The sequence below is a fragment of the Nostoc sp. 'Peltigera membranacea cyanobiont' 232 genome (assembly GCF_002245985.1).
Lineage (GTDB): Bacteria > Cyanobacteriota > Cyanobacteriia > Cyanobacteriales > Nostocaceae > Nostoc.
Genome location: NZ_NOLK01000048.1, coordinates 32,336 through 58,324 on the forward strand (window position 1 = coordinate 32,336; position 25,989 = coordinate 58,324).

Here is a 25,989-nt window from a genome sequence, read left to right on the forward strand (position 1 = left end):
TCAATCGTCATGACTTTTATTGTTGCGAAATGGACGATTGACGAATATCATCGCATGATTGATGCTGGCATTTTGAGCGATCGCAAAGTTGAACTACTTAAGGGAGAAATTGTTGAAATGTCGCCGGAAGGGGAACCCCATGCTTATTGTAGTGATGAAGCTGGTGAGTATCTAGCAAATTTATTAGCTGAACGCGCCAAAATTCGTGAAGCAAAGCCTATTACCTTACCCAACGACTCAGAACCAGAACCAGATATTGCCATTGTCCAGCGTTTAGGACGTGAGTATCGAGAGCATCATCCCTATCCAGAAAATATCTTCTGGTTGATTGAGTATGCTAACTCCAGTTTAGAAAAAGATTTAGAGAGAAAAAGCAAAATCTACGCAGAAGCAGGTATTTTAGAGTATTGGGTCGTAAATATCAAAAAGCTACATTTAGTGGTATTTCGAGAAATCTTAGACGGAGAGTATGCGACAAAATTGACATTGACTGCGGGAACAATTCAACCCCTAGCATTTCCAGATATTTCTGTTGCGGTGGAACAGATTATTAATAGCTAAGTTAATTAAAATAAAAAGTCAAAATACAAGAAAAAAACTAATTTAACATAAGTTAAGCAAACCTCTCAATATCTTGAACTTTAGCCTAAGTCTGTCAATCAATAATTACGATAAAATCCAGTCCAAATCTATTAATTTACTTCTTCTCTATAGCATAATTCCCAGAAAGCATCCTGTAATAATTAAATAACTGAAAACATTAAATTCCATGACTTTTACCAATTACCCAATTACGCCGGAAAAATCGGGCTAAAGCTGATTCTTCTAAAGATAAATAAATTGGTCGTCCGTGGGGACAGGTGCGAGGGTTGCGAGTGCGTTGCCAATTATCTAAAAGTATCTGCATTTCTTCTTGGTTCATGGGTGTACCATTACGAATGGCACTGCGACAAGCAACAGCTACTTGGGCTGTTTGTAAATCACCTCCCCAACTAAGCTCTAAAATTGCTTCTGCACAGTCGTCTCGCTGTTGCAAAGGTGTGGGTATGTTTCGGACAGCCCAAAGTTGCTCGCCAAAGGGTTCTATGTCTAAACCGATGCGTTGCAGTTGCGATAATTGCGCTGGCGACAATTGATAAAGAATGATTGGCGGTTCAACGGGTATAAGTTGCCAATCATCACACAATTGCTCATACAAAACTCGCTCATGGGCAATGTGCTGTTCGACTAACCACATTCCCCCAGAATGTTCAGCCACAATATAGGTGTTGCTAACTTGAGCAACAGCTTTTAAAGAGTTAGGAGTTGGAAGTGAGGAGTTAGGAGTTTTAGGATTGAAATTGTAGCCGCCTTTAGTTTCTGCGGCTTTGAGTAATTTACTAACTCGTGTTGTGTGGACAGCTTCTTTAAGATTGTTAGAAGAAATGCTGAGTGCTTGGTTAATTGCTTGGGTAATTTGCTCTTGCCAATAAATAATTTCGTTTAGGTATATTTCTGTTTTGGCTGGATTGCGATTCCAGTTAATTTGATCGGGTGAAATGGCAAGATGTAAGAAACAAATCGGATAGCGATCGCGTGGTAATGTTCTGTGAAATGCTGATAATATCGTTTGCTCTAGTTCCGGTGTCTTAACCATCCGTCCGTTAATGGCTACACGTACCCAATCTGGACGATGACGATGACAACGATCGGGTAATCCTACCACTAAATTTAGTGAAGAGTTAGGAGAGACGCGATTAATCGCGTCTGTACAAGGGTTGGGGAGTTGGAGTTTCACCTCTTGTAAATCACCTTGTCGTACCTGGGGTAAAATCTGCGGTAGGAGTTGCCCAGTTGTCGCTGCTGGAGAGATGGTGAACCATTGACGGTCATTTTGCCAAATCTGCCAGGTGACGTGGGGATGACATAAGGCAATTTGTTGAATTGTGGCTTGCACGGCTTTCATTTGCTGTGCTGTTGTGGGTAATCCCTGACGACGAGATGAGCAATTACCGAAAAGATTGGAAACTGTAACTACTGTACCAGGTGCGATCGCAGTTACTTCAACTTGCACAACTTCCCCACCATTGCCATAGCTAATCCGCCATCCTAATTTTCCACCCACAGTCCGACTCAAAATTTCCAAATCTGCCAGAGTTGTTAAGCTGTGTAACGCCTCACCACGAAACCCCAAACTGTTAATTTTCCATAAATCGGCACTAGAGCGAATTTTACTGGTGCTGTGGGCTGTGGCTGCTTGTTGCAAGTCATCTAGGAGCATTCCACAGCCATTATCTGCCACACGAATTCGCCATTGCTGCGGCCATAGAGAAACCACAATTCGCGTTGCACCTGCGTCGAGGGAATTTTCTACCAATTCCCGCACCACAGAAGCTAAAGAGTCGATTACCTCACCAGCTGTAATAAGATATACGACTTCTGTTGGTAGAGCTTGAATAGTAGATGCCATAAATTATAGTTTATAGCTTCTGGGGGTAAGGTAAGTGGGGGAGAAATCAATTCAAAATTGTTCGCGCAATATCTTTCTGCGACATGCTGTTCGCGTTCGCAGAGAAGAAAAAGACCGGAGGATATGTAGCTTTAGCTTACCGTAGCTTGGGCAAATAAGGAGGCGAATTAACGAGGAATTTTTATTAATTGTAAAGAAAACTCAATTACAAGGCGATTTTTGATAAATTGCTTGTGAGGTTATAAGCGGGATAAGCTTATGAGTAATAATTCAGTTGCTGATGTCCATGATTTAAAGACCCGTTTGCAATGGGGTCAACCAGGTTTTACAATTGTTGATGTGCGCGATCGCCACACCTACAATCACGGTCGGATTAGTGGAGCAATACCCATACCATTAGACGATTTGGCATCTAAAGCCAAATCTGCCCTACATAAAGAACGCCATATCTATATTTATGGCGATAGTGACGAGCATACAAACCAGGCTGCACAAATTCTGAGAGGAGCAGGGTTTGTTGAAGTAGCGGAAATCAAAGGTGGCCTTGCAGCTTGGATTTCTGCCGGTGGTGCTACAGAAGGTGTTGGCGCTTAAACTTAACCCAAGCATACTAATCTAAGTCTATTTATTCCGTCATTGCTGGTTTTTTGTACTGCACATTAGACTTCTAGCAAAAATCATAATGAAAAATGAGCCACAAATAAACACTGATGAATTATCTGCGTACATCTGTGGTTCACTTTCTAAAACATTGTTTTTGCCAGATATCTATTGTGCATTACAGCTTTCTCTACAGCATCATATAAAAATCACTGATTGCAACATTAATTAACATTAAATCACCTTACTTTCTCTCACCTCTAGCGCAGCATGGCGTAAATTAACTACCCCTTCCAAATCAACGAAATACTTGCCATATAGGAATTACGAATTACGAATTACGAATTACGAATTACGCGCAGCACTACTTGGCGGTGGTTAATTACTATCTCTTATTGCCAAAACTTTAGGTGGTTCAGGTTTGAGCAAACCGTTCAACAACGATGCAGGACGTTCACCATAAGGCCAAGCAAAAGCATGACGGAAAGCAGCATCCTGACAAGCTTGTAGTTGTTCAAAACTGATAATGTCGTAAGTCAAGAGATTTTCATACTCAAACGGTAGACGTACATTATGTAATCCAGCATTATCAGTACAGATAGCAATATCTACCCCAGCATCAAAACAACGGTCAAAAACTAATTTGAGTTGACGGATATCTTGCAAAGTACCAGTTTTTATGTAAGTTGTGGGGCAAATCTCTAAACATTGTCCGCGTCTTGCGACATCATTAAGTAACTCTGGATACAGTAGGGGGATTTGGATACCGTGACCGATTCGCATCAGATAAGGTAACAGTTCGGGATAACAACCGGCGGTGGTTTCATATAGATGTCCCGTGGTGTTAACGCCTAGCGATCGCGCATAATCATATAAGCTAATCCATTCTTCTAAGCGATCGGCATAATAGCTATCACCCCCTGCTACATCTACTGCACAGACATACTGCTTATTTTGCGCCGCCAAATCGATAATCGCCTTGTTCACCTGATATGGTAGCCGCGTGTGCATACAAAGAATTTGGCTAGTAACAATCGGATATTCAGGCTGGTGGCTAGCAAGTCCTACTACTTGTACAATTTCTGCCATCTTGTCAATTCTCTGTGATTGATTTAGATGCTCAGGTGTCCGCAAATAGGGGGTGTAGCGTAGTTCCAGGTAAGCTAAATTTTCAAAAATGTAAGCACCCCGCACCAAGCGATAGATAAAGTAAGGCAAAGTCTCCACAGTTTGCACACTTTCTACTAGGGTGTGTAATTCTAGATATTCATCTAAGCTGTTACGTGGGCGCGTGTAAAAATCTTCAAATTCTGAATAGTCAGCAAAGCGGGAAATCAACTCCAAAGAATGTCGCTCGAAATATCGCCATAAAACTCGCGGTACGACGGAACCGCCCAAGTGCCTATGTAATTCAGCATATAAAGCCATAGTGGTATTTTTAGGTAAAAATTTCAATAATTGTAACAAAAACATAGAAGGAAAAAATTTGCACTCACAAAAATTTAGAGCAGAGAGAGATTTAGTCCTATCTGGGTTTTCAAGATCAGGCTTCCAAGTTAGTACACTATGGCGAAAGTTTACCTATCATCAGATTTAGCCCTGCCACGCCACTACATATACTTCAACACGCTTGGGTTAAAATTAAAACTCTTTGTCAGTTTTTTTAACGTAGACGCGGAGTGGCTTACCGTAGAGGACACAGAGAGAAAGAAAAATACTTAACTGAACCGTATTGTCATACAAGTAAGTGAATTGCTCCTCCTGCCTCCTCCAATAAAATCCAGGATTGAAAAGAGTTTTGAGCATAAATCAACTTGACATTATCAAGATGAAATTGATAAAATTTAGAACCCGTGGTTTTTGTGTTATAGTGAAATAAATATTTAAATTGTTGAGCAAGTGAAATATAGCAATATATTTTTCCTTTAGCTAAACAAAATCTTGGGCGAGGTTGATATTAAGTGAAAATTCAAGCATTAGATGTCAAGGCTGGCGATCGCATTATTGCTTACTGCAACAACAAAATGCAAACCTGCAAGGTAAAACGCATCTTAGATCCCGGTCAAGCTAATATCACACTATCAGTATTCACCTCTGAGAATTATCGTGGCTGCTCAGTCTCATCTATAGTCCGCTTCCAGTCAAACGCCTTGGTTGATTTGGTAAGTTAAAAATCAAGGAAACATTCAATTTCAAAAATGTCTCTAGCAATTGTCCAGCCTCAAGCTGGATTTAATTTTTATTAAAAGTGCGATACCTGGGTTGGGCTACGCCTACGTAGATACCAGTCTGTGAAAATTTACTTTATCTAAATCCCTGACTTCTCAAAGAAGTTGGGGATTTAACTTTTCACCATAAATTTAGGACTGCTATATGCATTTTCATAGAGAATTATTATAAGTAAAATCAAGTCCGCTTAATCACTTCCGATATGTCATTGCGAGTGAAACGGAGTGGAACGAAGCAATCGCTGCGGACTCTGCGATTACTTCACTTCGCTATCGCTGCGTTCGTAATGACAAGTATTTATCCAGACATGATATAAAAGCAAATTTTCAATAAAAGGAAAGTAAAGGAGTGACAACAAAACGTCAAAAAAATATATGGAAGAGTGAGATTAATGACATTATTCGGGGTGCTTGTGGAGGTTTTTTATTTGGCATACCTTTACTGTACACAATGGAGGTTTGGTGGATAGGATCGCGGGCCAAACCACAACTGATGATGATAGCGATCGCATTGATGTTTATTGTGGTTTACTTGCTCAATCAGACAGAAGGCTTTCGGAAACGCAGATATATAGCTGGCTAGCTCATCAAGCTGCAATGGATACCGTAAAAGCGATCGCGATCGGATTAGCTTGCTCTACATTTATCCTGCTACTATTGCGAGAATTGACACCAGAAACTTCTCTAAAAGAATCTTGTTGCCTATTGCCTGCTTATTGGGCTTCGCGCACCACGCAAATTGATTTTATGAATCAAATCAGATTCCGATATAATTCAACGCGCAGCAGTTTAAGCTTTAACTTTAGCTTTTGACCAAACGCCGTTTTCATCTTCATCATATTGCTGATGAACAGACTCCCAGGCGGCTTGTTCAGCTGTAAACTCGTCATTTTTCTCATTGAAGACAGTATTATAGCTCTCAATGAATGTGCGTTGAGCTGCATCAGAAAGATGAGCGCGAACTTCAGGAGACAAGTCTTCTGGGCTGTTGCACTGTCCAGGACAAGGGCGAGCAAAGATTTTTTCAATCGTGTGAATTTCTTCGCCACCAGCACTTTCGAGTAGCAATTGAAATTCACCAGTGCGATCGCTCGGAACTTCTGCCATCACTAAGAATTCACCAGCTTGTAAGCGGGTTTGGTAGATAGCCGCTTTATCTTCTGACATCCCCAAAGTAGTTAGAACCGATACTAGACCAGCACCTGCACTACCTGCGATCGCTCCACTTGCAGCCCCCAGCAGCACTGCACCAATAGGCCCTGCTGCCACAATTGGGCCGACAAAGGGAATAAACAGTACGCCTACACCCGTGAGTAAGCTGAGAAAGGAACCAAACAAAGAACCAAAAACTGCCCCTGTTCTCAAACCTCCCAGAATTACATCCTTTTTACTAATAAAGCCAGCGATTCTAGTTTCTGACTGAAAGTTTCTACCCATGACCGAAATATGATCTCTAGGTACACTCCTGTCTAGTAAACGTCGAATCACATCATCAATTTGCTTCTGTTCTTTGAATACAGCAGAAATGGTACGTTCTGCTTTATATACTTCTGTCACTTAAATACTCCTTGGATTATTTTTAGGACTTACGCAAAAGGGATTTCCCAACCCCATTAAAAAGTTGGCTCTTTTTAGATCCCCCCTTTTAATGAAGATGCGCGAAGAGTAAGCTATGTGAAGATGTAGATTAATCCTTTCACACCAATTAGAAGGAGGATGGATTCCCCCTTCTAATTGGTTTCACACACAGCCATCCTCAACTCAGACGTTATCAGCTACACGCCTACCGGAGTCTTAGCCCCAGATGCTGGCTGCTTACCATCTGGATCTAATGCTTCCCCTTCAATAAATGAACGCAGCATCCAAGCTATTTCCTCATGCTGTTCCAGCAGTCCAGTCAAAAAGTCAGCAGTACCTTGATCGTGGAATTTATCGCTAGACTGATCCACGTGGTCTCTTAAGTTACGGATAACCTGCTCGTGATCGTGCACTAGATTAGATACCATCTTCGTTGATGTGGGAACATTACCAGCATGTTCCTTGAGGGTAGCAAGCTTGAGAAATCCTTCCAATGTACCAACTGGATAACCGCCCAAAGCACGAACCCGCTCTGCTAAGGCATCAATATTTAGAGTCAGCTTTTGGTAGTGTTCTTCCCAAAGCTGGTGCAAAGAGCGGAACTGAGGGCCGACGACATCCCAGTGGTACTTTTTGGTTTTCACCAACAGTAAATAGGCATCTGCTAAATCTTGATTTAACAGATTGATTACACCTTGACGCTGTTCTTCTGTCAACCCAATGTTTATCGCACGCATTTTTTTCCATCCCTAAGCAAACTTATTTATTAATATCTCAAATTTCATATAGATTCCACATCAACCAAAGGAAGCATTATGAGTTTAAATTAATCACCCCATTTAGAACTATGCCTATGCCTTAATAGGTAGGATCGAGACAACAATCTAGTCATTAGAGGATTTTATTATTTTTTTAGTTCCAAACATAAAATTTTAAATACAATAGCTGTCGTTAATTCATAATTAAAACTATCGAAACGTAGTTTTCCCCATTTGATACTTAATTAAATTTGCCAGGTTGAAATTAGTAATGGGTGATTGCTTTTAGGCAATCACCCATTACTACCGAAAAATTACCAGAACTATTAATTTAGTTACTTACCTGTAACTTTCTCCAACACTTTCTTTATATTTTCTTCAGCAGTGGTTGCACTCTGTGAATTCTCAGGACGCTTCTGCTTGTCAATATCAGCATCTCCCTGAACTTCATTGAGTCCTTTGTTGGACTCCTTTTGAACCTTTTTCAATCCTGCTGGTGGTTCTTTAGCAGCTTTATCAGTTTTGCTTTGAATATCAAGCAGTTGTGTAGTACCTTCGGTGGGATCGCTTTGATAGCTATCGATGGCAAAAGCAGGAAAAGCACTAGATAACAGTAGTAAAGCGCAAGTAAAAGCCACAACTAGAAAACGGACTGGGCTTAAGATAGATAAAACAGAAGCAATAATCTTCATTTGAAATCCTCGATAACAGCTTTAACAACGCAGAACTTCACTGAGAGAGCGTAAGCTTATATCTTTATTTGGCAAGCAATAATAAAAATAGCAAGCTACACTTCAATCTGGAATTTCTTTTAAAATGAAGTTGATGAAGGAAATGTCTTTGTATTTCTGCATCGAATTAGTAAGGGATAATAAGCAAATACCACCTTAATTTTCTAGCACAATTATTACATTTTATCTTGACATTCTTCTCTCAACGTTCGCTGTTTCTACTTGTACTTTGAAAATACTAAAGCCTGCATCAATCTCTGGAATGAACTTTCCTCTATCTGTGGTTACAATAAAATCAGTCTCTAGATATATCGACTTAATATAGTTGTGGCAGCTTAATGACTTTAGTATTTATGTTTATTTAGCTCGACTTTATCTAATCAAAGGACTTTCAGGAATATGCACCTTATCGGATATTTGTAAAGTATAAAGTTATATAAAGTCCCCCTTTTTTAAGGGGAAAAATAAATCTTTTCTTTAAAATTGATAAGTCTGCCTTATTACCTCATCTATTGAACTTACACAATGGAACATTTCTATTAATTCATGGGATCTTGTTTTTCGCTTCGCTAACAGCACTTTTAACGGCGTTAAATACTGAATATCTGGGTCATCTCCCAAGGAAACTTCGGCTGCTTGCAAGATTTTTGTCGCATTCTCAAAAATATCCTTGTTGTCAAAACCTTCTTTTGCAGAAATTTGATGTAGTGCTGCATCGGGTACAGTTGCTCTACCTACCAAGGTTTCATCTAACACAAAACCTTTCAATAGCGTCAGCAAAGCCGCGTAGATTAAAAAATCATCACAACTATCACACGCCTTAAATTCAATGCGTCCCACTTCAAATGGAATGCGGGCGATTTTTGTTAAGGAAGGTATGCTATTAATTAGTTGCTCCTCTTTCTGAACGAAAACTAGAGCTGCTGGTCTTTTTCCAGTTCTGATAAAAGTTCGTACAGATAACCCATCCCATAAACCTCCTTTATAAAAAGGGGAACTATAACTAAAAGGGACGATATAAGGACTGTAATAAGTTAACTTTTTGCCAATATCAATTACATCTTCAGTAGATAAACCTGCCACTGAAATATTTAAATCTGGCCCATAAGACACCATGTGAATATTAGCAGTTTGTTCGTCAGGATAAGCCTCTAGCTGTTTTATTTCGTAATCATTTAGTGGGGGTTGAGGCTCAAAAGCCGGATTGTAGGGATTAAAACTGACTAAAACTGGTGATAAACCAAAGTTAGCAGCAACCTCACGTAGTAGATGAAAACTTTCTGATAACTCCGTAATAGCGCCTTGAATATCAGAATGTATAGTTGTTCTAATTTCAATACCTTTAACATGACAGTCTATAACTTCGTCAGAATCTGCAAATCTTTCAAATCCCTCAATGTACCATCTCTTCATCTTAATACCCGCATCGCCTACGCGCAGTTGAGGATAGTCACTGGGGTATGTGGGTAGCTTTTCAATAATTTGATTAAAATCAGCAAATTTTGTATGGGAAAAATCAGCAAACTTTCCTTGTTTGTTTAGGAAAGCAACTTCATGCTCAATGCCAAAGAAAAACATTATCTATACCTTTATTGCTGAGAGTTAATCTAATCTAACTAATAGATATTTCCCGAAACTAAATATGCGTTAGCCAGAATCATCGTAGAGATGTAGCAGTGCGATGTCTCTACATTTTTTTTCGGAGATATATAATGCCAAACAATAGAAATCCTAAAAATAAAAAAGTAAAACCAGTAAACAATTAATTAGAGAAAAATGTTAGCGATATTTAGATTGCAAGTTCGCATACTTACAAAGTTGAATCACAAAATTGAATCGCCCTGTAGTGCAAATTTCAGTACTAAATCTTATGAATATTTGAGATACTCCAATCAATTTCACTTTAAATATAAAAATTCTCAATAATAGTTAGTATAAATGGATTTTACCCTAAGACCGACTTTTGCGATTTGAAATCTGATTTATTTTTTCTGCTGCCCCACTATCTTCATAGTCACTGGTTAGGGTAGCTTAGTAGTGACTGAGGAAAGCTTGAGACGTGAGTTTATGACAAGTACCGTTCAATCCCCCTACAGCAGCGAACAGATTGCCGCTTGGTTGCGTGGACTGCTCACCATTGCTTGGGCAGATGGTAATTTTGATGACCAAGAACAGGAATTAATTGCCAACATCACCAAAGATGAATTAGCTCCTAAGATAAAATGGGACTCATTAGAGGTAATTACGCCAGAAGAATTAGCCGCAGTGTTGGGTAAAGGTACACCAGCCGCAGAAAATTTCTTAAGGACTGCGATCATGGTAGCGATCGCAGATGGTACTTATTCCCCCAGCGAAGATGAGGTTCTACATCAGTTCTGCCAAGCCTTAGAACAGCCAGAGAATTTACTAGAAGCCCTTCGCCACACCCTAGAGAACCCACAGCAAGTTACCCCCATTATCCCCAGCCCTGGACTTACAAAGCGTCAAATTAATGCACTATATCCCCTGCGTGACTGGCTTGATAGGCTAGATATCCAAGACCCAAGAGTAGCCCGCTTTTTATGTAAAATGATTCCCTCCCAGTGTCCCTTTGAGCGAGATGTCACCTTATTTGGACGCAAGATTGTCCACATCCCGCCGATGTGTAAAATTAACCCCTTGTATGAGCAACTGGTGGGGTTACGTTTTCGCGCCCTCTCTTATCTAGCAGATAAATGCGGTGAAGATATTTCACCATATATTTGAGTGCTGATTGCTGAGTGGGGAGTGTGAGTTACAAGTAAAGAGTGAGGAATGAGGTTTTAAAACTTATAATTTATAACTCGCGACTCTTAACTCAGCACGGGCTAAATGCCCCGCTACCGCTAACAGGACTCTAGAAATATGCAATTTATCGATCAAGCAAAAATTGAAGTTGAAGCTGGTAAGGGTGGCGATGGTATTGTTGCCTTCCGGCGAGAGAAATACGTACCGACTGGTGGCCCCTCTGGTGGTAATGGAGGACGAGGTGGTTCGGTCTTTTTTGTCGCCGATGAAAACCTGCAAACCTTGCTTGACTTCAGATACAACCATCGATTTCAGGCAGAAAAAGGGACTCGTGGTGGCCCAAATAACTGCACTGGGGCAGCAGGAAAGGATTTAATCATCGAAGTTCCTTGTGGTACAACCATTTATGATGCTGAAACTGGCGAATTGCTGGGGGATTTAATCGAGCCTAAGCAGTCTTTGCGGATTGCCCAAGGTGGTAAAGGTGGATTAGGAAATCAGCATTTCTTAAGTAACCGTAACCGCGCCCCAGAATACGCCCTCCCAGGATTACCAGGGGAAATAAAGCAGCTGCGCCTAGAGTTAAAACTTTTGGCAGAAGTCGGGATTATTGGCTTACCAAATGCTGGTAAATCCACTTTAATTTCATCTTTATCAGCTGCACGTCCAAAAATCGCAGACTATCCCTTCACTACCCTGATCCCAAATTTGGGTGTAGTGCGGAAACCCACTGGCGATGGTACTGTTTTCGCCGACATTCCCGGACTAATTGAGGGAGCGGCTCACGGGGCTGGGTTGGGACACGATTTCTTGCGTCATATCGAGCGCACGCGAGTGCTACTTCACTTGATTGATGCCACTAGTGATGATGTGGTTAGAGACTACAACACAATTAAGGAAGAATTACAAGCTTATGGACGGGGTTTAGCAGAACGCCCGCAAATTTTGGCGCTGAACAAAATTGATGCAGTCGATCGAGAAAATGTCGATTTAGAGGCGTTAGCTACCCAACTTAATCATCTCTCTTACGCCCCGGTTTTTGTGATTTCAGCAGTTACCCGCACGGGGTTAGAGCCGATGCTACAAGAAATCTGGGGAATTCTCGATCAAATGAAAGTTGTCCAAGAAGTAGAGGTATTGAGATAATTACTAATCGTAATTACTCCTTTCTGAAGAGAAGTAGATGATGGCAGTGGAAATACTTTGTTTTTACTTACCGTTAGGACTTACCCATTAACAGGAAAGATCAAATATAAATGATTTGAAAAACCACATCTGTTGTAGGGGCAATTCATGAATTGCCCCTACAGTCCGGGTCTATTTACCATCAAATAATGATTAATAAAAACCTAAAGCAACGTTTTTACGTTAATGCACAGCACGATCCTTTTATCCAGTGCATAATTTTTAATGGGATGAAAGCTCTTAAAATTACGAATTATGTTGAGTATCTTGAATTAGGGGAATATTAATCACAAACTCAGCGCCTTGTTCTAGCTGCGAAATACATTCTAAGGAACCACCATGTCTTTCTGTAACGATCTGGTAGCTAATGGCAAGTCCCATCCCCGTACCTTTGCCGATGGGCTTGGTGGTAAAGAAGGGGTCAAATAGTTGTTTTTTCAAATCTTCTGATATTCCCAATCCATTATCGGCAATCCTAATTATTACCTGATTTGAATCTTGTAGTTGAGTGCAAATGCGAATTGTCGGAATTGGGTATTGGTTATTCCCCTTGTTTGCCTCATCTACACTATCCACTCTCTCTTCTAAAGCATCGATCGCATTTGATAAAATATTCATGAATACTTGATTTAGCTGCCCGGCGTAACATTCAACCAAGGGTAGTTTGCCGTATTCTTTGATTATTTCAATTGTCGGGCGTTGCTTATTACCCTTGATGCGGTTTTGCAAAATCATCAGAGTACTGTCGATTCCCTCATGGATATCAACAGCTTTCATTTCGGCTTCATCCAAGCGCGAAAAAGTTCGTAGGGAAAGCACAATCTCTCGAATGCGATCTGCCCCGACTTTCATTGAGTTTAGTATTTTTGGTAAATCTGACTTCAAAAAGTCCAGTTCAATTTGTTCTACAAAATCCTGAATTTCTGGGATGGGTTCAGGATAATGACTTGTATAGAGTTGCAAAAGTGAAAGTAAATCTTGAGTGTATTCCTTGGCAGGTTTGAGATTGCCATAGATAAAATTGACCGGGTTGTTGATTTCGTGTGCTACTCCTGCGACTAGTTGACCCAAGCTGGACATCTTTTCACTTTGAATTAAGTGAGTTTGGGTGTTTTGAAGTTCGCGGAAGGCTTCTTTGAGTTCTTCAGCTTGTTGCCTTAGTTGCGCTTCCGACTTTAGCAGAGCTTCTTTGGCTTGTTTCCGATCTGTAATATCCCTAGCAACAGCTACCCGACAGAAAGGCTCTCCTGTTTCAGGATGTTTAACCATAAACAGGCTGCAATCAGTAGGAATTTCTATGCCTGTTTGAAAATGCCTATGGCGAAATTCACCTTGCCAGAAACCATGTTGAAACATCAAAGGAGTAATTTGCTCTTTCAACTCTGCAAAAGCTTCTGGTGAATGAAAATCATTCAAGAATTTGGTTTTAGCTGCTTCCAGGCTACTAAGTCCCACCATCTTGAGTCCGGCAGGGTTTACATAGACAACTTGCCCTTCCATTGAAGCAATGCCAATAAAGTCACTGCTGTTTTCAATCAACGCTACAAATTTTTGCTGTTCCTCTTCGGCGCGTTTGCGTTCTGTGATGTCTAACACCATTGAAGCAATGCCAACCACCTGGCCATCAGGAGCCACTAACGGGTTGTTATACCACTCACAGACCATCGTTCTACCATCTTTAGTGACGTTCTCATTGACACTAAAACTTCCTCCACGTTGTGCTAGCAGGGCGGTGATAATCTCATTTACGTGCTTCCTGGCGTTTTCAGGTACTATGATCTCAAAACGATTGCCCAACATTTCCTCTGTGGTGTATCCAAACATTCCTTCTGCTGCCCGATTCCATGTTTGAACCTCAAAGTTGGTATTCCATTCAATAATGGCTAAAGGTGTTTGTTCAATCAGCAATGCTAGCCTTTGCTGTGAAGTCCTAAGTTCTGCTTCGGCTTGTTTGTATTCGGTAATATCGCGAAAATACCAAATTCTACCGTAATAGTCTCCTATAGGTGATGTATCACCACAAGCTCCTTGGTGTTTACACACAGGTGCAGAATAGCGCTCAAAAATCTTTCCAGACTTGAGCAAAATTTGATCGTGGCTGCTTTTTTCTGGATGCTGGTAAACATACTCCACCTTTGCCAGAAATTCGTCTGGATTTACTAGTTGGTTTAGTACCCATTCCAGGAGTTTGCGATCGTCGTGTGTTTGCAGCAGTGCCGCAGGAATTTGCCATAGCTGGGAGAATTTCTGATTGGATGATGTAACTATACGATTTTCATCAATTATCAAAATGCCATCGATGGAAGCTTCTTGTTGAGCTTGCAGTACAGCATTAATGCGGTGTAGGTATGATTCTGCTTTCTGGCGATCGCGCAGTATGGCTTGTTGTTCGCTGATGTCGCAAAGTAACCAACGCCAGCCAAGTCGCTGACCTTGTGAATCATACATAGCAACCATCTTGATACTAGCAGGAAAGGTTGTACCTCCTCGTGACTGTAGATTGACTTCCCAATCTTGTATCTGCTGCAAATTTGCCAGTTTATTGGTGAAGATTTGGCGATCTGCTTCAGCGATAAAGATAATGAATGGTTTACCTACTAGATAGTTTTGTCTCACAGATAGTAAGGCTGCGCTTACATAGTTAGCCTCTTTGATGATGCCGTCAGCATCAGTCACTAAATAAGCATCTGGGGCGAGATCGAACAAATCTTGGTAACGCCGCCGCTCTAATTCTGCCGTTTCACAAGCGATCGCTAGTTCTTGGTTTTGTTGGCGCAGTTCTTCTACCGTTTCCTGAAGTGCTTCACAGGTTTGCATGAGTTCAGTAAAATTGGTAACTCTCTCAGTTACACCCAGAAATTTCCCAGCTTCATCCTGTAAAATAATGTCTCGAATACTACCCACCAGAAATTTGTTACCAGTGTCATCCTCAAAGCAAGACTTTTTTGTAGAGATGAGATGAGTTATACCCTGAGCATCGGTAAAAAGATTCTGGTTCTCATTAGTAATATTTGTGGTGAAAACTAGTTCATCTTTTTGTCGAAACACATCAGCTTCTGCTTGCGGAAAAAAATCATAGTCTGATTTGCCAATTAATTCTTCTCGGCTATAACCGACGAAATCACAGTAAGTCTCGTTAATTAATACCCAGTGATGTTGACGGTCTTTAACAAAAATTGGGTCAGATATGGCATCGATCGTCTGATGCAGAAATGCCAGCGAAAAGGTTTGCTGCTGTGTGTTTTGTTTTGGCGCAGGGTTATCTAAGAATCTATGATGGTTCATACCGGAATTTATCTTTAAAATTAAGCAATAAAGAAACCTCTCCCTGGTATTACTACCCAAAACTGTCCCTCTCTGAGTCAGAGAGGGAAAGAGTTGAACGAAATTTCAAGGTAGGGAGAGGTTTCTTGAACTCACATTTATTTAGTTTCATCTGTGTCAGGATGATTAGTATTTATTATTCCCAGACTAAATAATGGATGTAACAACCAAGCCAATCTTTAATTTTGAGTGTTTTCAGGGGATTAGGGACTAGGAAAATTTTGTTTTCTGTTGGAACACTGATGCTAGGTGATGCCTGGGTTGGGCTACGCCAATGCACTCATCATCTGTGGCGTGGTTTATTTAGTAGCATAATTGATACAAAAGCTTAAAAGCCTTGCTTACTGGTAAAAAAACGGAGTTAAACTAGAATTACACGGTAACAATCAGAGGAAAATTATGATGAGCGATCGCGACTATACATTAATTATTGACAAAAGCGGTAGTATGTCCACTCCAGACCAAGTGGGTGGTAGAACTAGATGGGAGATCGCCCAAGAGTCTACTCTTGCTTTGGCAAGAAAGGCTGAACAGTTTGACCCCGATGGCATCACCGTTTACTTGTTTTCCGGTAAATTTAAACGCTACGATGATGTCACTTCAGCTAAAGTCGCACAGGTATTTCTCGAAAATGACCCTGCTGGGACAACAAACTTAGCAGGTGTGCTTCAGGATGCACTCAATAATTACTTTCAACGCAAAGCTGCCGGTAAAAGTAAGCCAAACGGAGAGACAATTTTAGTTATCACTGATGGTGAACCAGACGATCGCAAAGCTGTATTTGAAGTCATCATTCATGCTACTCGCCAGATGGAGCGTGATGAAGAATTAGGAATTTCGATTATTCAAGTAGGTTCAGATGCTCAAGCAACTAAGTTCCTCAAAGCTTTGGATGACCAGTTGGAAAGTGTCGGCGCTAAATTTGATATTTGTGACACGGTTACTTTAGACGATTTAGAAGACATGAGCCTGGTAGATGTATTGACAAACGCAATAACTGACTAATGTATTAAAATCCAATAACTCTTAACTTTTAACTGGAGAATTGAATAATGTTAGAAAATCGTGACTATACGTTAATTATCGACAAAAGCGGCAGCATGGCCACCCAAGATCAAAAGGGTGGTAGAAGTAGATGGTTAGCGGCACAGGAATCTACTTTAGCTTTAGCTAGCAAGTGTGAGCAATTTGACCCAGATGGGATTACAATCTATGTATTTTCTGGTAAATTTAAGCGATATGAAAATGTGACATCCAGCATAGTATCGCAAATTTTTCGAGAAAATGACCCTTCTGGTACAACCGACTTAGCAGGTGTGTTAAAACACGCAACTGATGATTACTTACAACGCAAAGCGTCTGGTAAAACAAAGCCAAATGGTGAAACAATTTTAGTAGTTACTGACGGCGAACCAGACGATCGCAAAGCAGTTATGAAGGTAATTATTGAAGCTTCTCGCCGCATCGATCGAGATGAAGAATTAGCCATTTCCTTCATTCAAGTCGGTGTAGATCCCCAAGCTACCCGTTTTCTCAAAGTCTTAGACGATGAACTTCAAAGTGCTGGCGCTAAATTTGATATCTGTGACACCATTACTATGGAAGATATGGAAGATATGAGTTTATCGGAAGTTCTACTTAATGCCATTAATGACTAGCTATACTATTTATTAGGAATTGCAAAAATGGATTCCATTGATAAGCTGTTAGCCGAACTCGAAACTGAATACAAAGGAGTACAACCACAACAGCAGCAGTCAAAATCAGCCGCAGCCAAATCGTTTATTCCATCATTGCCCAAGTCGGCATCTTTTATGGATAACCTTTTAGCAGAAGTTAAGGCTGATTTTGCAGAAGAGGATGCTGCTATTGAGTTAAAAAGACAGCAAGAAGTAGAACAGGAAGGAATTAGACAAGAAAAACTCAAAGCTAAACAATTAGAGGTTTTGAAAGTACAGGCAAAAAAATGGTTAGCCAAAGTAGATCCGCTTTCGTCCGAAGGACTTTGGTTTGAAAGGTTTGCTGAAAGTTATTCCTCAAAATTAGAGGCAGCGATTGAATATTTACGAAACAATGAATAAATAATTCAAAATGCTACAGATAAATCTGCTATTTCAATTTGAAAATTAACAATTATTATTTCTTAGCTATCATCAATATTGATGACGATTTGTGATATTTGAATGTTGAATAGCCCATTCATGCATTGCATAGAGGATTGGTTGCAAAGTTTCTCCTAAAGGTGTCAGTGAATATTCTACCTTGGGCGGAATTTGGGGATAAACTTCTCGATGAATAATGCCGTCTTCCTCCATTTCTCTAAGTTGTTGGGTTAGCACCTTTTGTGTAACTCCAGGTAAAGCCCGTTGCAACTCACCAAAGCGTTTAACGCTAATCATTAATTCTCTAATAATTAAAACTTTCCAACGTCCTCCTATAATTTTTAGGGTAGTTTCTACTTCACAAGTCAGCCTGCTATTGTTTTCTGCTTCAGCTTTCATAGTTTTTTTATAGAAAGTACAAAGGCAGATATCCTGCCTTTCCAGCTAGCTGTTTAATGTTCTCAATTTTTTGAACATTAGATACTCAAGAATATCGATAACTACGTAGCTATCAACTCAGAATCGATTTCCGACGGCGTACCGTCTTGGACTAGCGATCGCGTTTCGCCGTTACGCTGAAGGATACCACCAACCATTGCTAGCAAGGCGTTTACCTTCTGGGTTCGCCACATATCTACAAGTTTTTGCACTTTGACAGCAGACATCCGTCGCATCATCGCTTCGTAGAGATAAGCAGCATGTCCAGTTTCATCTTGGGCAATACAAAGCATTCCTAACTTTAAATTACGAGCGGTTGGATCGTTATCAGGTAATACTTTTGCCATTCGCGCAAAGTCTTTACTAGCATCTAACTCCAGAATGTATGTGCTAGCCATAAACACATCCCAGTCAATGACAGCCGGTTTAAGTTGTTCTTGGGTATAGCCTTCAAAGAATGCTGCGAAAAAGGGGCTACGCGGCTGTTGTGATTTATTTGTAGATGTAGTTTGGGGTTGACGTTTAAAATCTATAACTTGTTTATTCATCTGTTGTAAGGCGTGGGCAAAAATATGACCATGCCTAGTTTCATCTGATGCATGTTTTGCTAGTTTTGCGGCTAGCCATGTATCGCCTTCAGCTGCTGCGCGATCGCTAAGTGCAGATAAAAATGGCACGGAACCCGATTCAGCAAAATAAAACCCCGCAAGGATGTTGGGACGGGTTTTAGAATCACGAATTTGAGCAGCAGAGTAATAGGCGAAGGCTCCTGAACCAGCTAGATGCAAAATGTGAGTTAAGAAGTTCATCAGAAATTGTCACTGATAATTGCAAGGTTACAATTCTTATACTAATCCGCATTTTCTATTCGGTTGTCGCCAGAGGGTCTTATGATTTGGAATTTTGGGATTGCCCGTGGCAGTATGTCAGCAGTTAACAAATATATCTGGTCATTTTGCTAATATCATCCCACAGAGGTAATGTAGGTAAGTTGGGATGGATAAATTAATTAAACCAGTGCGATTTTGGCTTTGTGCAACTATCATGATTTTGGGTTTGATTGGCTGCGATCGCTTTACTGGTAATTCTGGAGAACCAGTTGAGCGTGTGAGTGATGGCGATACTTTAGTAGTTAAAGATAACAGTGGCAAAAATTTTACCGTGCGCTTTGCTTGTGTAGATGCGCCAGAAATTGCTCATACCAACAAAGAAAAGCAGAGTAAACGCACTAGCGATCGCAATCAATTTACTTGGGGTGTGAAAGCCCAACAACGGGTGCAACAACTAGTCCAACAAGGAGGCGATCGCGTCACTTTGAATATCACCGATAGCGATCGCTATGGACGCAAAGTTGCCGAAGTCCGTTTACAAAATGGCACTTTTGTGCAGCAGGTATTGTTACAAGAAGGATTGGCAAAAGTGTATCGTCCTTATTTAAACAAGTGTCCTAGCAAAGACTTAGTGCAACAAGCCGAAGCTGAAGCTAAACAACAACGACTTGGTGTTTGGAGTGACACTAAATTTGTTAATCCTTGGGAATATCGCACCCTATCTAAGAAATAAAAACTCTAGTTGTTTCTAACTAATTAAATGCACAACATTCTTTGGCATTGTATATTTGCGCGATAATTTAGCAATTTCCCAAATTTCCCCCTACCTCCCCTACTCCTCTCCCCAAGTTTGCAGTTGCAAATAAACTAGTACCATCGTCACTGCTAGTAATATCGTCGCGCCGGCGGCAGCATAACCGAAATCAAATTGAGCAAAAGCTTCTTGATAAATGTAATAAACCAGCAAATTAGTCGAATTCAGCGGGCCTCCACCAGTCATCACATAAACTTGCTCAAAACTCCGCAATGTAAAAATCGCGGTAGTGATGATTGCAAATATTACAGTAGGGCGCAATCCAGGCAGAGTAATATACCAAAATTGTTGCCAAGCATTTGCTCCATCTAAATCTGCCGCTTCATAACGACTGGGAGGAATTGCTTGCAACCCTGCTAAAAAAACTACCATATTGAAACCTAGTTGTTTCCAAATACTCATTAAAATAATTACCGGCATTGCCCAAAATGTATCTCCTAGCCAGGAGATAGCTGGAATACCAAAAAAATCTAAAAGTCCGTTAACTGGCCCTGATGTTTGAAACAGCCAGCGAAATCCCAAACCGGCTGCCACCAGTGAGATAATTGAAGGCAAAAAATAGGCACTCCGCAAGATACCTCGCAAGGGAATAGAGCGGTTTAATAGCACTGCCAAGCCCAAGGAAATAACTATACTGGGAATGATGGTGGCAACAGTAAAATAAAAGGTGTTACCCAGAACTTGCCAGAAGTCGGAGTCGAGTAGCAAGCGCCAATAGTTTTTTAAGCCTATCCAATAAATACCTTTTAAAGTGAAGCTACCAGCAGTGAAGCTGAGGTAAAACAAATAGGCGATCGGCCAAATGATAAAAACGCCTAGTAAAATTAGTGCTGGTGTGAGAAAAATCCAGGCTGCTGCTGTATCATTATCCAACCACGACTTAGTATATATTTTTGGTTTTGGCATCTATAATTTTCCCTCTTAGCTGTTTATGACCTTCCGCCCTGATTCTACCCCTAGCTTGGTTTCTCCCAGCATTAGCGATTGCCAGCAAGTCGCACCTTTAAAACTGGGAATTATGGCTTCTGGGAATGGCAGCAATTTTGATGTAGTTGCTCAAGCTATCCAAGATGGACAGCTAAATGCCCAAATTCAAGTTTTAATTTACAATAACCCCTCGGCGAAAGCAGCCGTCAGAGCAGCCAATAGAGGTGTAGAAGCTGTTTTGTTGAATCACCGCAACTATAAAATTCGAGAAGAGTTGGATGAGAAAATTGTGCAGACATTGCGGCACTACGATGTCGAATGGGTGATTTTGGCGGGTTGGATGCGATTGTTAACCTCAGTTTTTATTGATGCCTTTCCTGAGAGGATTATTAATATCCATCCTAGTTTGTTACCTAGCTTCAAGGGAATCCATGCTGTAGAACAAGCTTTGGCATCTGGGGTAAAAATTACTGGTTGTACGGCACATATAGCTTGTTTAGAAATGGATAGCGGCCCAATTTTAATGCAAGCCGCAGTCCCAGTATTGCCGGATGATACAGCAGAAACACTCCATGCCAGGATTCAAATTCAGGAACATCGGATTTTACCATTAGCGATCGCTCTGGCAGCTTCTTCGTCCAAAAATACACTAAGCTTAACGTCACTTACTTAAGCTAAATTTAGATCCCCGACTTATTGAAAAAGTCGGGGATCTCCCTGGGTTGGGCTACGCCTACGCACTGATTTCTACATATTTTTTAATTGCCGCAATTGCCACATTTTCCAGAAATAGCTAGAAGTCCAATTAGTAATCATGTGAGCGACAATCGGCACTAATAAGTTTCCCGTGAGCAAGGCGCTATATGCCAATATCATCCCGACAATCGTTGCCCAAATTACATAAGGCCATTGTTGAGAACCGCTAAAATGCAAGATGCCAAAACAAAGACTAGATACAATGACAGCGACATTATCCAAGCCTAAAGCTGACAGCATTACACCCCGAAATAATAATTCTTCACTCAAACCCGGTAGCAACCCCAGCCAAATTAAGTCTGGTAAGGCTAAGGGCTTTAGTACCACTTCTAAATAATAATCTGCACTTTTACGGTAGGGAGTCCAAACGCGATAGGCTATGCCACTTAACGCGGTGATGACAAACCCCAATCCTACACCCAACAGCAAATCCTTCTGGTTCCACTTCCAGGAAAATAGGGAAAAGTTACCAAAGTGCAATGACAATTTGGCGACTATCAACAAAATGATTGCAGTCGCTCCCATCGCCCCAAGTACTTGGATGCGTGTCAGATATGGAATTTCTGGCTCTTGCTTTTGTTGTTCAACCACAGGTTTTTTAAGGGGAAAGGGGCGGGGGCAGGGGGCGAGATAGAAATAACTCCTAACTCCTAACTTTTAATTACTGGCTGCAAAGGTAATAATTTGGGACGGAGAGCGGAAGGGTTGATGCCTGCTTTGTGTGCTACTAATACGCCTACTGCTTCCAAATATGAGTTTACCTGTAGAGCTTTGATCCCCAACGCTTGGGGAGGAACTTCGATCAGAGTTTTATTTTCTTCTACTGTAATTATTTGGCATCGTCTTTGGCTTAAACTCAGTAAGGCACTGCTACCACAAGCATTTGCAGGTGCGATCGCAGCATCCACTTCATCTGCCCAAATATCTCCTTTATCTGATGCAATCGCTCTTTTCTCTATTATAAATTGTGGGGCACGACTTAATCCTACAAGGACGCACGGCAAAAAGGTATAACCTAATTCTTCGGCGGCGGAACGGGGGGATAAATCAGGTTGGGGAGGTTCGCTCAAAAGGGCGGGAGAATGGGCGCAAGGAATTTGAAAGGTTCGCACTAGCAAATGGCTAATTACGGCTTCTGCACCTGCTAAGGAATCAACGCCTTCACCGTGGCGGTATTTTTGTACTGCATCTGAGTCCATATCATCGGGGAAACGGGCAACAACTGCGATCGCTTCTGCCCCCGCTTTTTCAATTAATATCTCAGCTGCCCGTAACAAACTATCTGGGTTGCCAATTGTTCCCCAACTAGCTCCCGATGCTGTAGTCCGTAATTCTACATCTAATGGTGCATCACTAATTACATAATCAGTTAAGGTCAATCCCAGAGTTGCTCTGACTGCATCGGCAGCTTGTATATGTCGTAGCCGTAACTCTGGCTCAATGCCTTGGTCTAAAAGCAAACCTACTTTGTTGTTGCGGACTGGACGCAAACCCCAGCATCCAGAGGCAAATTTGTCAAGCCCGTAACCTTCAACATAGAAAGCGTTAGGGAGATTCCAGTACAAACTTGCGCCGTTAAGGACATTGGGGTGAGTAATTAGGCGATCGCAAACCTGTGCCATAACTTTGGCAACAGGTAAAGCATCTCCTGCATAACCCCCAATGGCAGCCCCAACGCCAGTTGGCACAATTAAGATAGCTGTGTATGGACGATTCATTTTAAGTGATGAGTGATGAGTGATGAATTATAGAAATCAGAAGCCATCAACTCATAACTTTTAACTCCTAACTCCTAACTCCTAACTCTTGACTGTAGTTACCACGGCTTCAACTGTAGCTTTTTGTTCTTTAACATCTACAGAGGTAACAGCCCAACGGAGGGGTTCACCTTGTTTCTTCAATTCTGTTTCAATTACTTCTAGTAATTCGGCGGGAGTTTCTTGTAAATCAATTTCTGCGGTAATAAAATGAGTTGTCATCTTGGGAAATCCTGTTAATTTGTAGTTTCTACAATAGCTGATGTCAGTTGCAATGAAATACTTATGTTATCCATCGGGTTTAGTAATTTCCAGTGAACAGTTATTCAGTTATGAATAATCATCCGATATACTGATAACTGTTCACAGATTATTTGTCTTTGCCAAATTGTAACTGATAAACGATGTCTTCCTTTTCTGTCTCAACTTTCAAATCAGAAAGGGGTTTGGCAACACAAAGCAACACATAACCTTGCTTTTGTAAATCTGGACTAACGCCCATGCCATCAGCTTGATCCACAGTTCCTTCAGATATTTGACCGGCGCAAGTTGTACAAACACCTGCATTGCAAGAACTTGGCAGTTCCAAACCAGCAGCATCGGCAACTGATAAGATCGTTTCATCTTCGGGAACTTGCAATGTATGAATTTTACCTTGGTGATTAATTTCTACGGTGTAAGTTTTGGACATATACAAAGGAAGTGTGACGCAACAGACAAATTTATTATCTTATCTGAATTAGTTAAAAATATCTAGATATTTACCATAGATTTTAGATTAAATCCTGATATCATAGCAAATATTTTCTAGACTAGTCACATTAATTACTATAATTAATTGAATTATTAGTTAAATTTACTATAAATACAGCAGATTTCAGGTTAGTGAAGTATAGCATATAGGTCTGGTAGCTAGGCACAGAGCCTATTCTAATTCTGAATTCTGCTGTAAGGGAACTCCAAAAAATAAATTATTCAATTTGTCTACTCAACTAGACTTCTTTCTTCCTTGTCTCCCTTGTCTTCCTTGTCCCCCTTGTCCCTCTGCGACGGAATATTTTTTTACTTGGAAATCCCTAATATGCGCGATCGCATTCCGCACGCCGGAGGCGATCGTAAAAACGGATAAGCCATTGGGAATGGGTACTGTTCTGGAACAATCCGGTGACGGACTTGTTGAAAAGGCTAGCGGTTCACAACTGTGTCGTAATTAGCTTTGCTGTTTGGTGAATCGTCTAAAATGACTTGATGCATTAACCCTTCATACAAATGAGGGGTTTTAAAATGTTGAAACTTTCAGTTACCCTGAAAAGATAAGCGATCGCTTGTCATCTAAGTATACTTATGGTTGCAATAACCACTAAATTCCTGTTATCCCTGTTTGGGGGATGACTTACAGCAGAAATAAAAACTGATGATTAAGTATCACTCGATAAAAGTAAACTGGCTTGTGGTTGAGGAATAAATTTTTATGAAAGCGATGATTCTCGCGGCTGGTAAGGGTACTCGCGTGCGTCCGATTACCTACACAATTCCCAAACCAATGATTCCCATCCTGCAAAAGCCAGTGATGGAGTTCTTGCTGGAACTGTTACGCCAACATGGATTTGACCAGATTATGGTCAACGTTAGTCATTTGGCTGAAGAAATAGAAAACTATTTTCGTGACGGTCAACGGTTTGGGGTGCAGATTGCCTATTCCTTTGAAGGGAAAATTGATGACGAAGGTAAACTGGAGGGAGAAGCAATCGGTTCTGCTGGAGGAATGCGGCGTATCCAAGACTTCTCACCGTTTTTTGATGATACCTTTGTGGTGTTGTGCGGTGATGCTTTGATTGATTTGGATTTAACTGCCGCAGTTAAATGGCATAGAGCTAAAGGATCGATCGCTACTATTATTACAAAATCTGTCCCCAAGGAAGAAGTTTCTAGCTACGGTGTGGTAGTCACTGACGAAGAGGGGCGTGTTAAAGCTTTCCAAGAAAAACCTTCAACTGAAGAAGCCCTCAGCACCAACATCAATACAGGTATTTACATCTTTGAACCAGAGGTGTTTAACTATATCCCCTCTGATGTCGAGTACGACATTGGTAGCCAATTGTTTCCCAAATTGGTAGAAATCAAAGCTCCCTTCTACGCCATTCCTATGGACTTTGAATGGGTAGATATTGGTAAAGTCCCAGACTATTGGCGGGCGATTCGCGGTGTACTGCTGGGTGAAATAAAAAATGTGCAAATCCCCGGTCATGAAGTTGCCCCTGGTATCTACACTGGGTTAAATGTCGCTGTAAATTGGGACAAAGTAGATATCACAGGCCCAGTTTACATTGGCGGGATGACAAGAATAGAAGACGGAGCGAAAATTGTCGGCCCAGCGATGATTGGCCCCAATTGTTGGATATGTAGTGGCGCAACAGTAGAAAACAGCGTGATTTTTGAATGGTCGCGCCTGGGCCCAGGAGTCCGCTTAGTTGATAAGCTGGTGTTTGGACGTTATTGTGTGGATAAAACTGGAGCAGCGATTGATGTCCAAGCCGCTGCTTTAGACTGGCTGATTACCGATGCTCGTCAGACACCGCCATCACATACCCCTGTTGAGCGACAAGCAATAGAGGAATTGCTGGGTACAAACGCGAATTAGGGATTGGGGATTGGGGATTGGGGGTGAGGTTTTGAGATGTACTTCACTCTTAGTGGCAAATGCTATAGGAAGATTTCCTAATACCCAATCCCCAATCCCCAATCC

General features: G+C 41.1%; 26 protein-coding genes and 1 pseudogene. 13 read left to right on the forward strand and 14 right to left on the reverse strand.

Annotation, left to right across the window (positions count from 1 at the left end):
* Positions 1–9 precede the first annotated feature (9 nt).
* The gene (locus tag CDG79_RS17645; protein ID WP_094343286.1) at positions 10–561 is read left to right on the forward strand and encodes a Uma2 family endonuclease; all 552 of its coding nucleotides are present in this window, start codon (positions 10–12) and stop codon (positions 559–561) included.
* 199 nt (positions 562–760) lie between these two features.
* Here CDG79_RS17645 and mutL read toward each other — a convergent pair whose 3' ends face one another.
* Positions 761–2,449, reverse strand: coding sequence for a DNA mismatch repair endonuclease MutL (gene mutL / locus CDG79_RS17650; RefSeq protein WP_094343287.1), 1,689 nt, complete (start codon positions 2,447–2,449; stop codon positions 761–763).
* Positions 2,450–2,707: 258 nt separating this feature from the next.
* On the opposite strand from mutL, the gene CDG79_RS17655 reads away from it, so the two are divergent.
* Positions 2,708–3,043, forward strand: coding sequence for a rhodanese-like domain-containing protein (locus CDG79_RS17655; RefSeq protein WP_094331214.1), 336 nt, complete (start codon positions 2,708–2,710; stop codon positions 3,041–3,043).
* A 384-nt stretch (positions 3,044–3,427) separates the two neighbouring features.
* Here CDG79_RS17655 and CDG79_RS17660 read toward each other — a convergent pair whose 3' ends face one another.
* Positions 3,428–4,477, reverse strand: a complete 1,050-nt coding sequence (locus CDG79_RS17660; protein WP_094343307.1) for an adenosine deaminase — start codon at positions 4,475–4,477, stop codon at positions 3,428–3,430.
* Positions 4,478–5,010: 533 nt separating this feature from the next.
* On the opposite strand from CDG79_RS17660, the gene CDG79_RS17665 reads away from it, so the two are divergent.
* Positions 5,011–5,220: a hypothetical protein gene (locus tag CDG79_RS17665; protein WP_041565457.1), complete on the forward strand. Its 210-nt coding sequence runs from the start codon at positions 5,011–5,013 to the stop codon at positions 5,218–5,220.
* A gap of 406 nt (positions 5,221–5,626) precedes the next feature.
* Positions 5,627–5,973 (forward strand): annotated as a pseudogene (locus tag CDG79_RS17670) (DUF2391 family protein); the annotation flags it as partial.
* 93 nt (positions 5,974–6,066) lie between these two features.
* On the opposite strand, the gene CDG79_RS17675 reads toward CDG79_RS17670, so the two are convergent.
* The 4 genes from CDG79_RS17675 to CDG79_RS17690 all read right to left on the reverse strand — a co-directional run bounded on the left by CDG79_RS17675 (position 6,067) and on the right by CDG79_RS17690 (position 9,922).
* Positions 6,067–6,834, reverse strand: coding sequence for a ChaB family protein (locus CDG79_RS17675; protein ID WP_094343288.1), 768 nt, complete (start codon positions 6,832–6,834; stop codon positions 6,067–6,069).
* Positions 6,835–7,052: 218 nt separating this feature from the next.
* Positions 7,053–7,592 (reverse strand): Dps family protein, encoded by a 540-nt coding sequence (locus CDG79_RS17680; protein ID WP_094343289.1) that lies wholly within the window; start codon positions 7,590–7,592, stop codon positions 7,053–7,055.
* Between the two features lie 356 nt (positions 7,593–7,948).
* Entirely contained in the window at positions 7,949–8,305 is a 357-nt protein-coding gene (locus CDG79_RS17685) for a hypothetical protein (RefSeq protein WP_094343290.1), read from the reverse strand.
* 516 nt (positions 8,306–8,821) lie between these two features.
* Entirely contained in the window at positions 8,822–9,922 is a 1,101-nt protein-coding gene (locus CDG79_RS17690) for a glutamate--cysteine ligase (RefSeq protein ID WP_189525031.1), read from the reverse strand.
* A gap of 489 nt (positions 9,923–10,411) precedes the next feature.
* Here CDG79_RS17690 and CDG79_RS17695 point away from each other — a divergent pair, with 489 nt between their 5' ends.
* Together CDG79_RS17695 and obgE are read left to right on the forward strand one after the other, a co-directional pair.
* The gene (locus CDG79_RS17695; RefSeq protein WP_094343292.1) at positions 10,412–11,089 is read left to right on the forward strand and encodes a Mo-dependent nitrogenase C-terminal domain-containing protein; all 678 of its coding nucleotides are present in this window, start codon (positions 10,412–10,414) and stop codon (positions 11,087–11,089) included.
* A gap of 138 nt (positions 11,090–11,227) precedes the next feature.
* A complete protein-coding gene (obgE, locus tag CDG79_RS17700) occupies positions 11,228–12,256 on the forward strand; it encodes a GTPase ObgE (RefSeq protein WP_094343293.1) in 1,029 nt (342 codons plus the stop codon).
* 285 nt (positions 12,257–12,541) lie between these two features.
* On the opposite strand, the gene CDG79_RS17705 is transcribed toward obgE, so the two are convergent.
* Positions 12,542–15,580, reverse strand: a complete 3,039-nt coding sequence (locus CDG79_RS17705; RefSeq protein WP_094343294.1) for a PAS domain S-box protein — start codon at positions 15,578–15,580, stop codon at positions 12,542–12,544.
* A 438-nt stretch (positions 15,581–16,018) separates the two neighbouring features.
* Between CDG79_RS17705 and CDG79_RS17710 the strand changes: the two genes are divergently transcribed.
* Genes CDG79_RS17710 through CDG79_RS17720 form a run of 3 tightly spaced genes read left to right on the forward strand, consistent with a single transcriptional unit; the run spans position 16,019 to position 17,700 of the window.
* On the forward strand, positions 16,019–16,624 hold the full coding sequence (locus CDG79_RS17710) for a vWA domain-containing protein (protein ID WP_094343295.1): 606 nt from the start codon (positions 16,019–16,021) through the stop codon (positions 16,622–16,624).
* 47 nt (positions 16,625–16,671) lie between these two features.
* Positions 16,672–17,277, forward strand: a complete 606-nt coding sequence (locus tag CDG79_RS17715) for a vWA domain-containing protein (protein WP_094332059.1) — start codon at positions 16,672–16,674, stop codon at positions 17,275–17,277.
* 27 nt (positions 17,278–17,304) lie between these two features.
* The gene (locus tag CDG79_RS17720; RefSeq protein ID WP_094343296.1) at positions 17,305–17,700 is read left to right on the forward strand and encodes a salt stress protein, Slr1339 family; all 396 of its coding nucleotides are present in this window, start codon (positions 17,305–17,307) and stop codon (positions 17,698–17,700) included.
* A 72-nt stretch (positions 17,701–17,772) separates the two neighbouring features.
* On the opposite strand, the gene CDG79_RS17725 is transcribed toward CDG79_RS17720, so the two are convergent.
* Entirely contained in the window at positions 17,773–18,120 is a 348-nt protein-coding gene (locus CDG79_RS17725; protein WP_094343297.1) for a winged helix-turn-helix transcriptional regulator, read from the reverse strand.
* Positions 18,121–18,221: 101 nt separating this feature from the next.
* Complete coding sequence (locus tag CDG79_RS17730) at positions 18,222–18,968, reverse strand: rubrerythrin family protein (protein ID WP_094343298.1); 747 nt, start codon at positions 18,966–18,968, stop codon at positions 18,222–18,224.
* A gap of 187 nt (positions 18,969–19,155) precedes the next feature.
* Here CDG79_RS17730 and CDG79_RS17735 point away from each other — a divergent pair, with 187 nt between their 5' ends.
* On the forward strand, positions 19,156–19,722 hold the full coding sequence (locus CDG79_RS17735) for a thermonuclease family protein (RefSeq protein ID WP_094343299.1): 567 nt from the start codon (positions 19,156–19,158) through the stop codon (positions 19,720–19,722).
* Positions 19,723–19,821: 99 nt separating this feature from the next.
* Here CDG79_RS17735 and CDG79_RS17740 read toward each other — a convergent pair whose 3' ends face one another.
* The gene (locus CDG79_RS17740; protein WP_094343300.1) at positions 19,822–20,709 is read right to left on the reverse strand and encodes a carbohydrate ABC transporter permease; all 888 of its coding nucleotides are present in this window, start codon (positions 20,707–20,709) and stop codon (positions 19,822–19,824) included.
* A 25-nt stretch (positions 20,710–20,734) separates the two neighbouring features.
* Here CDG79_RS17740 and purN point away from each other — a divergent pair, with 25 nt between their 5' ends.
* The gene (gene purN, locus CDG79_RS17745) at positions 20,735–21,403 is read left to right on the forward strand and encodes a phosphoribosylglycinamide formyltransferase (protein ID WP_094343301.1); all 669 of its coding nucleotides are present in this window, start codon (positions 20,735–20,737) and stop codon (positions 21,401–21,403) included.
* A 74-nt stretch (positions 21,404–21,477) separates the two neighbouring features.
* Here the strand turns inward: purN and CDG79_RS17750 are convergent, their stop codons facing one another.
* The 4 genes from CDG79_RS17750 to CDG79_RS17765 all read right to left on the reverse strand — a co-directional run bounded on the left by CDG79_RS17750 (position 21,478) and on the right by CDG79_RS17765 (position 23,934).
* On the reverse strand, positions 21,478–22,077 hold the full coding sequence (locus CDG79_RS17750) for a CPBP family intramembrane glutamic endopeptidase (protein ID WP_094332066.1): 600 nt from the start codon (positions 22,075–22,077) through the stop codon (positions 21,478–21,480).
* Between the two features lie 59 nt (positions 22,078–22,136).
* Complete coding sequence (locus tag CDG79_RS17755) at positions 22,137–23,204, reverse strand: DUF3326 domain-containing protein (protein WP_094343302.1); 1,068 nt, start codon at positions 23,202–23,204, stop codon at positions 22,137–22,139.
* Positions 23,205–23,285: 81 nt separating this feature from the next.
* Positions 23,286–23,465: a hypothetical protein gene (locus CDG79_RS17760; RefSeq protein ID WP_094343303.1), complete on the reverse strand. Its 180-nt coding sequence runs from the start codon at positions 23,463–23,465 to the stop codon at positions 23,286–23,288.
* 148 nt (positions 23,466–23,613) lie between these two features.
* A complete protein-coding gene (locus CDG79_RS17765; RefSeq protein WP_094343304.1) occupies positions 23,614–23,934 on the reverse strand; it encodes a 2Fe-2S iron-sulfur cluster-binding protein in 321 nt (106 codons plus the stop codon).
* 289 nt (positions 23,935–24,223) lie between these two features.
* On the opposite strand from CDG79_RS17765, the gene CDG79_RS41125 reads away from it, so the two are divergent.
* The gene (locus tag CDG79_RS41125; RefSeq protein ID WP_143855506.1) at positions 24,224–24,457 is read left to right on the forward strand and encodes a hypothetical protein; all 234 of its coding nucleotides are present in this window, start codon (positions 24,224–24,226) and stop codon (positions 24,455–24,457) included.
* A 257-nt stretch (positions 24,458–24,714) separates the two neighbouring features.
* Entirely contained in the window at positions 24,715–25,884 is a 1,170-nt protein-coding gene (locus CDG79_RS17770; RefSeq protein WP_094332070.1) for a sugar phosphate nucleotidyltransferase, read from the forward strand.
* Positions 25,885–25,989 lie beyond the last annotated feature (105 nt).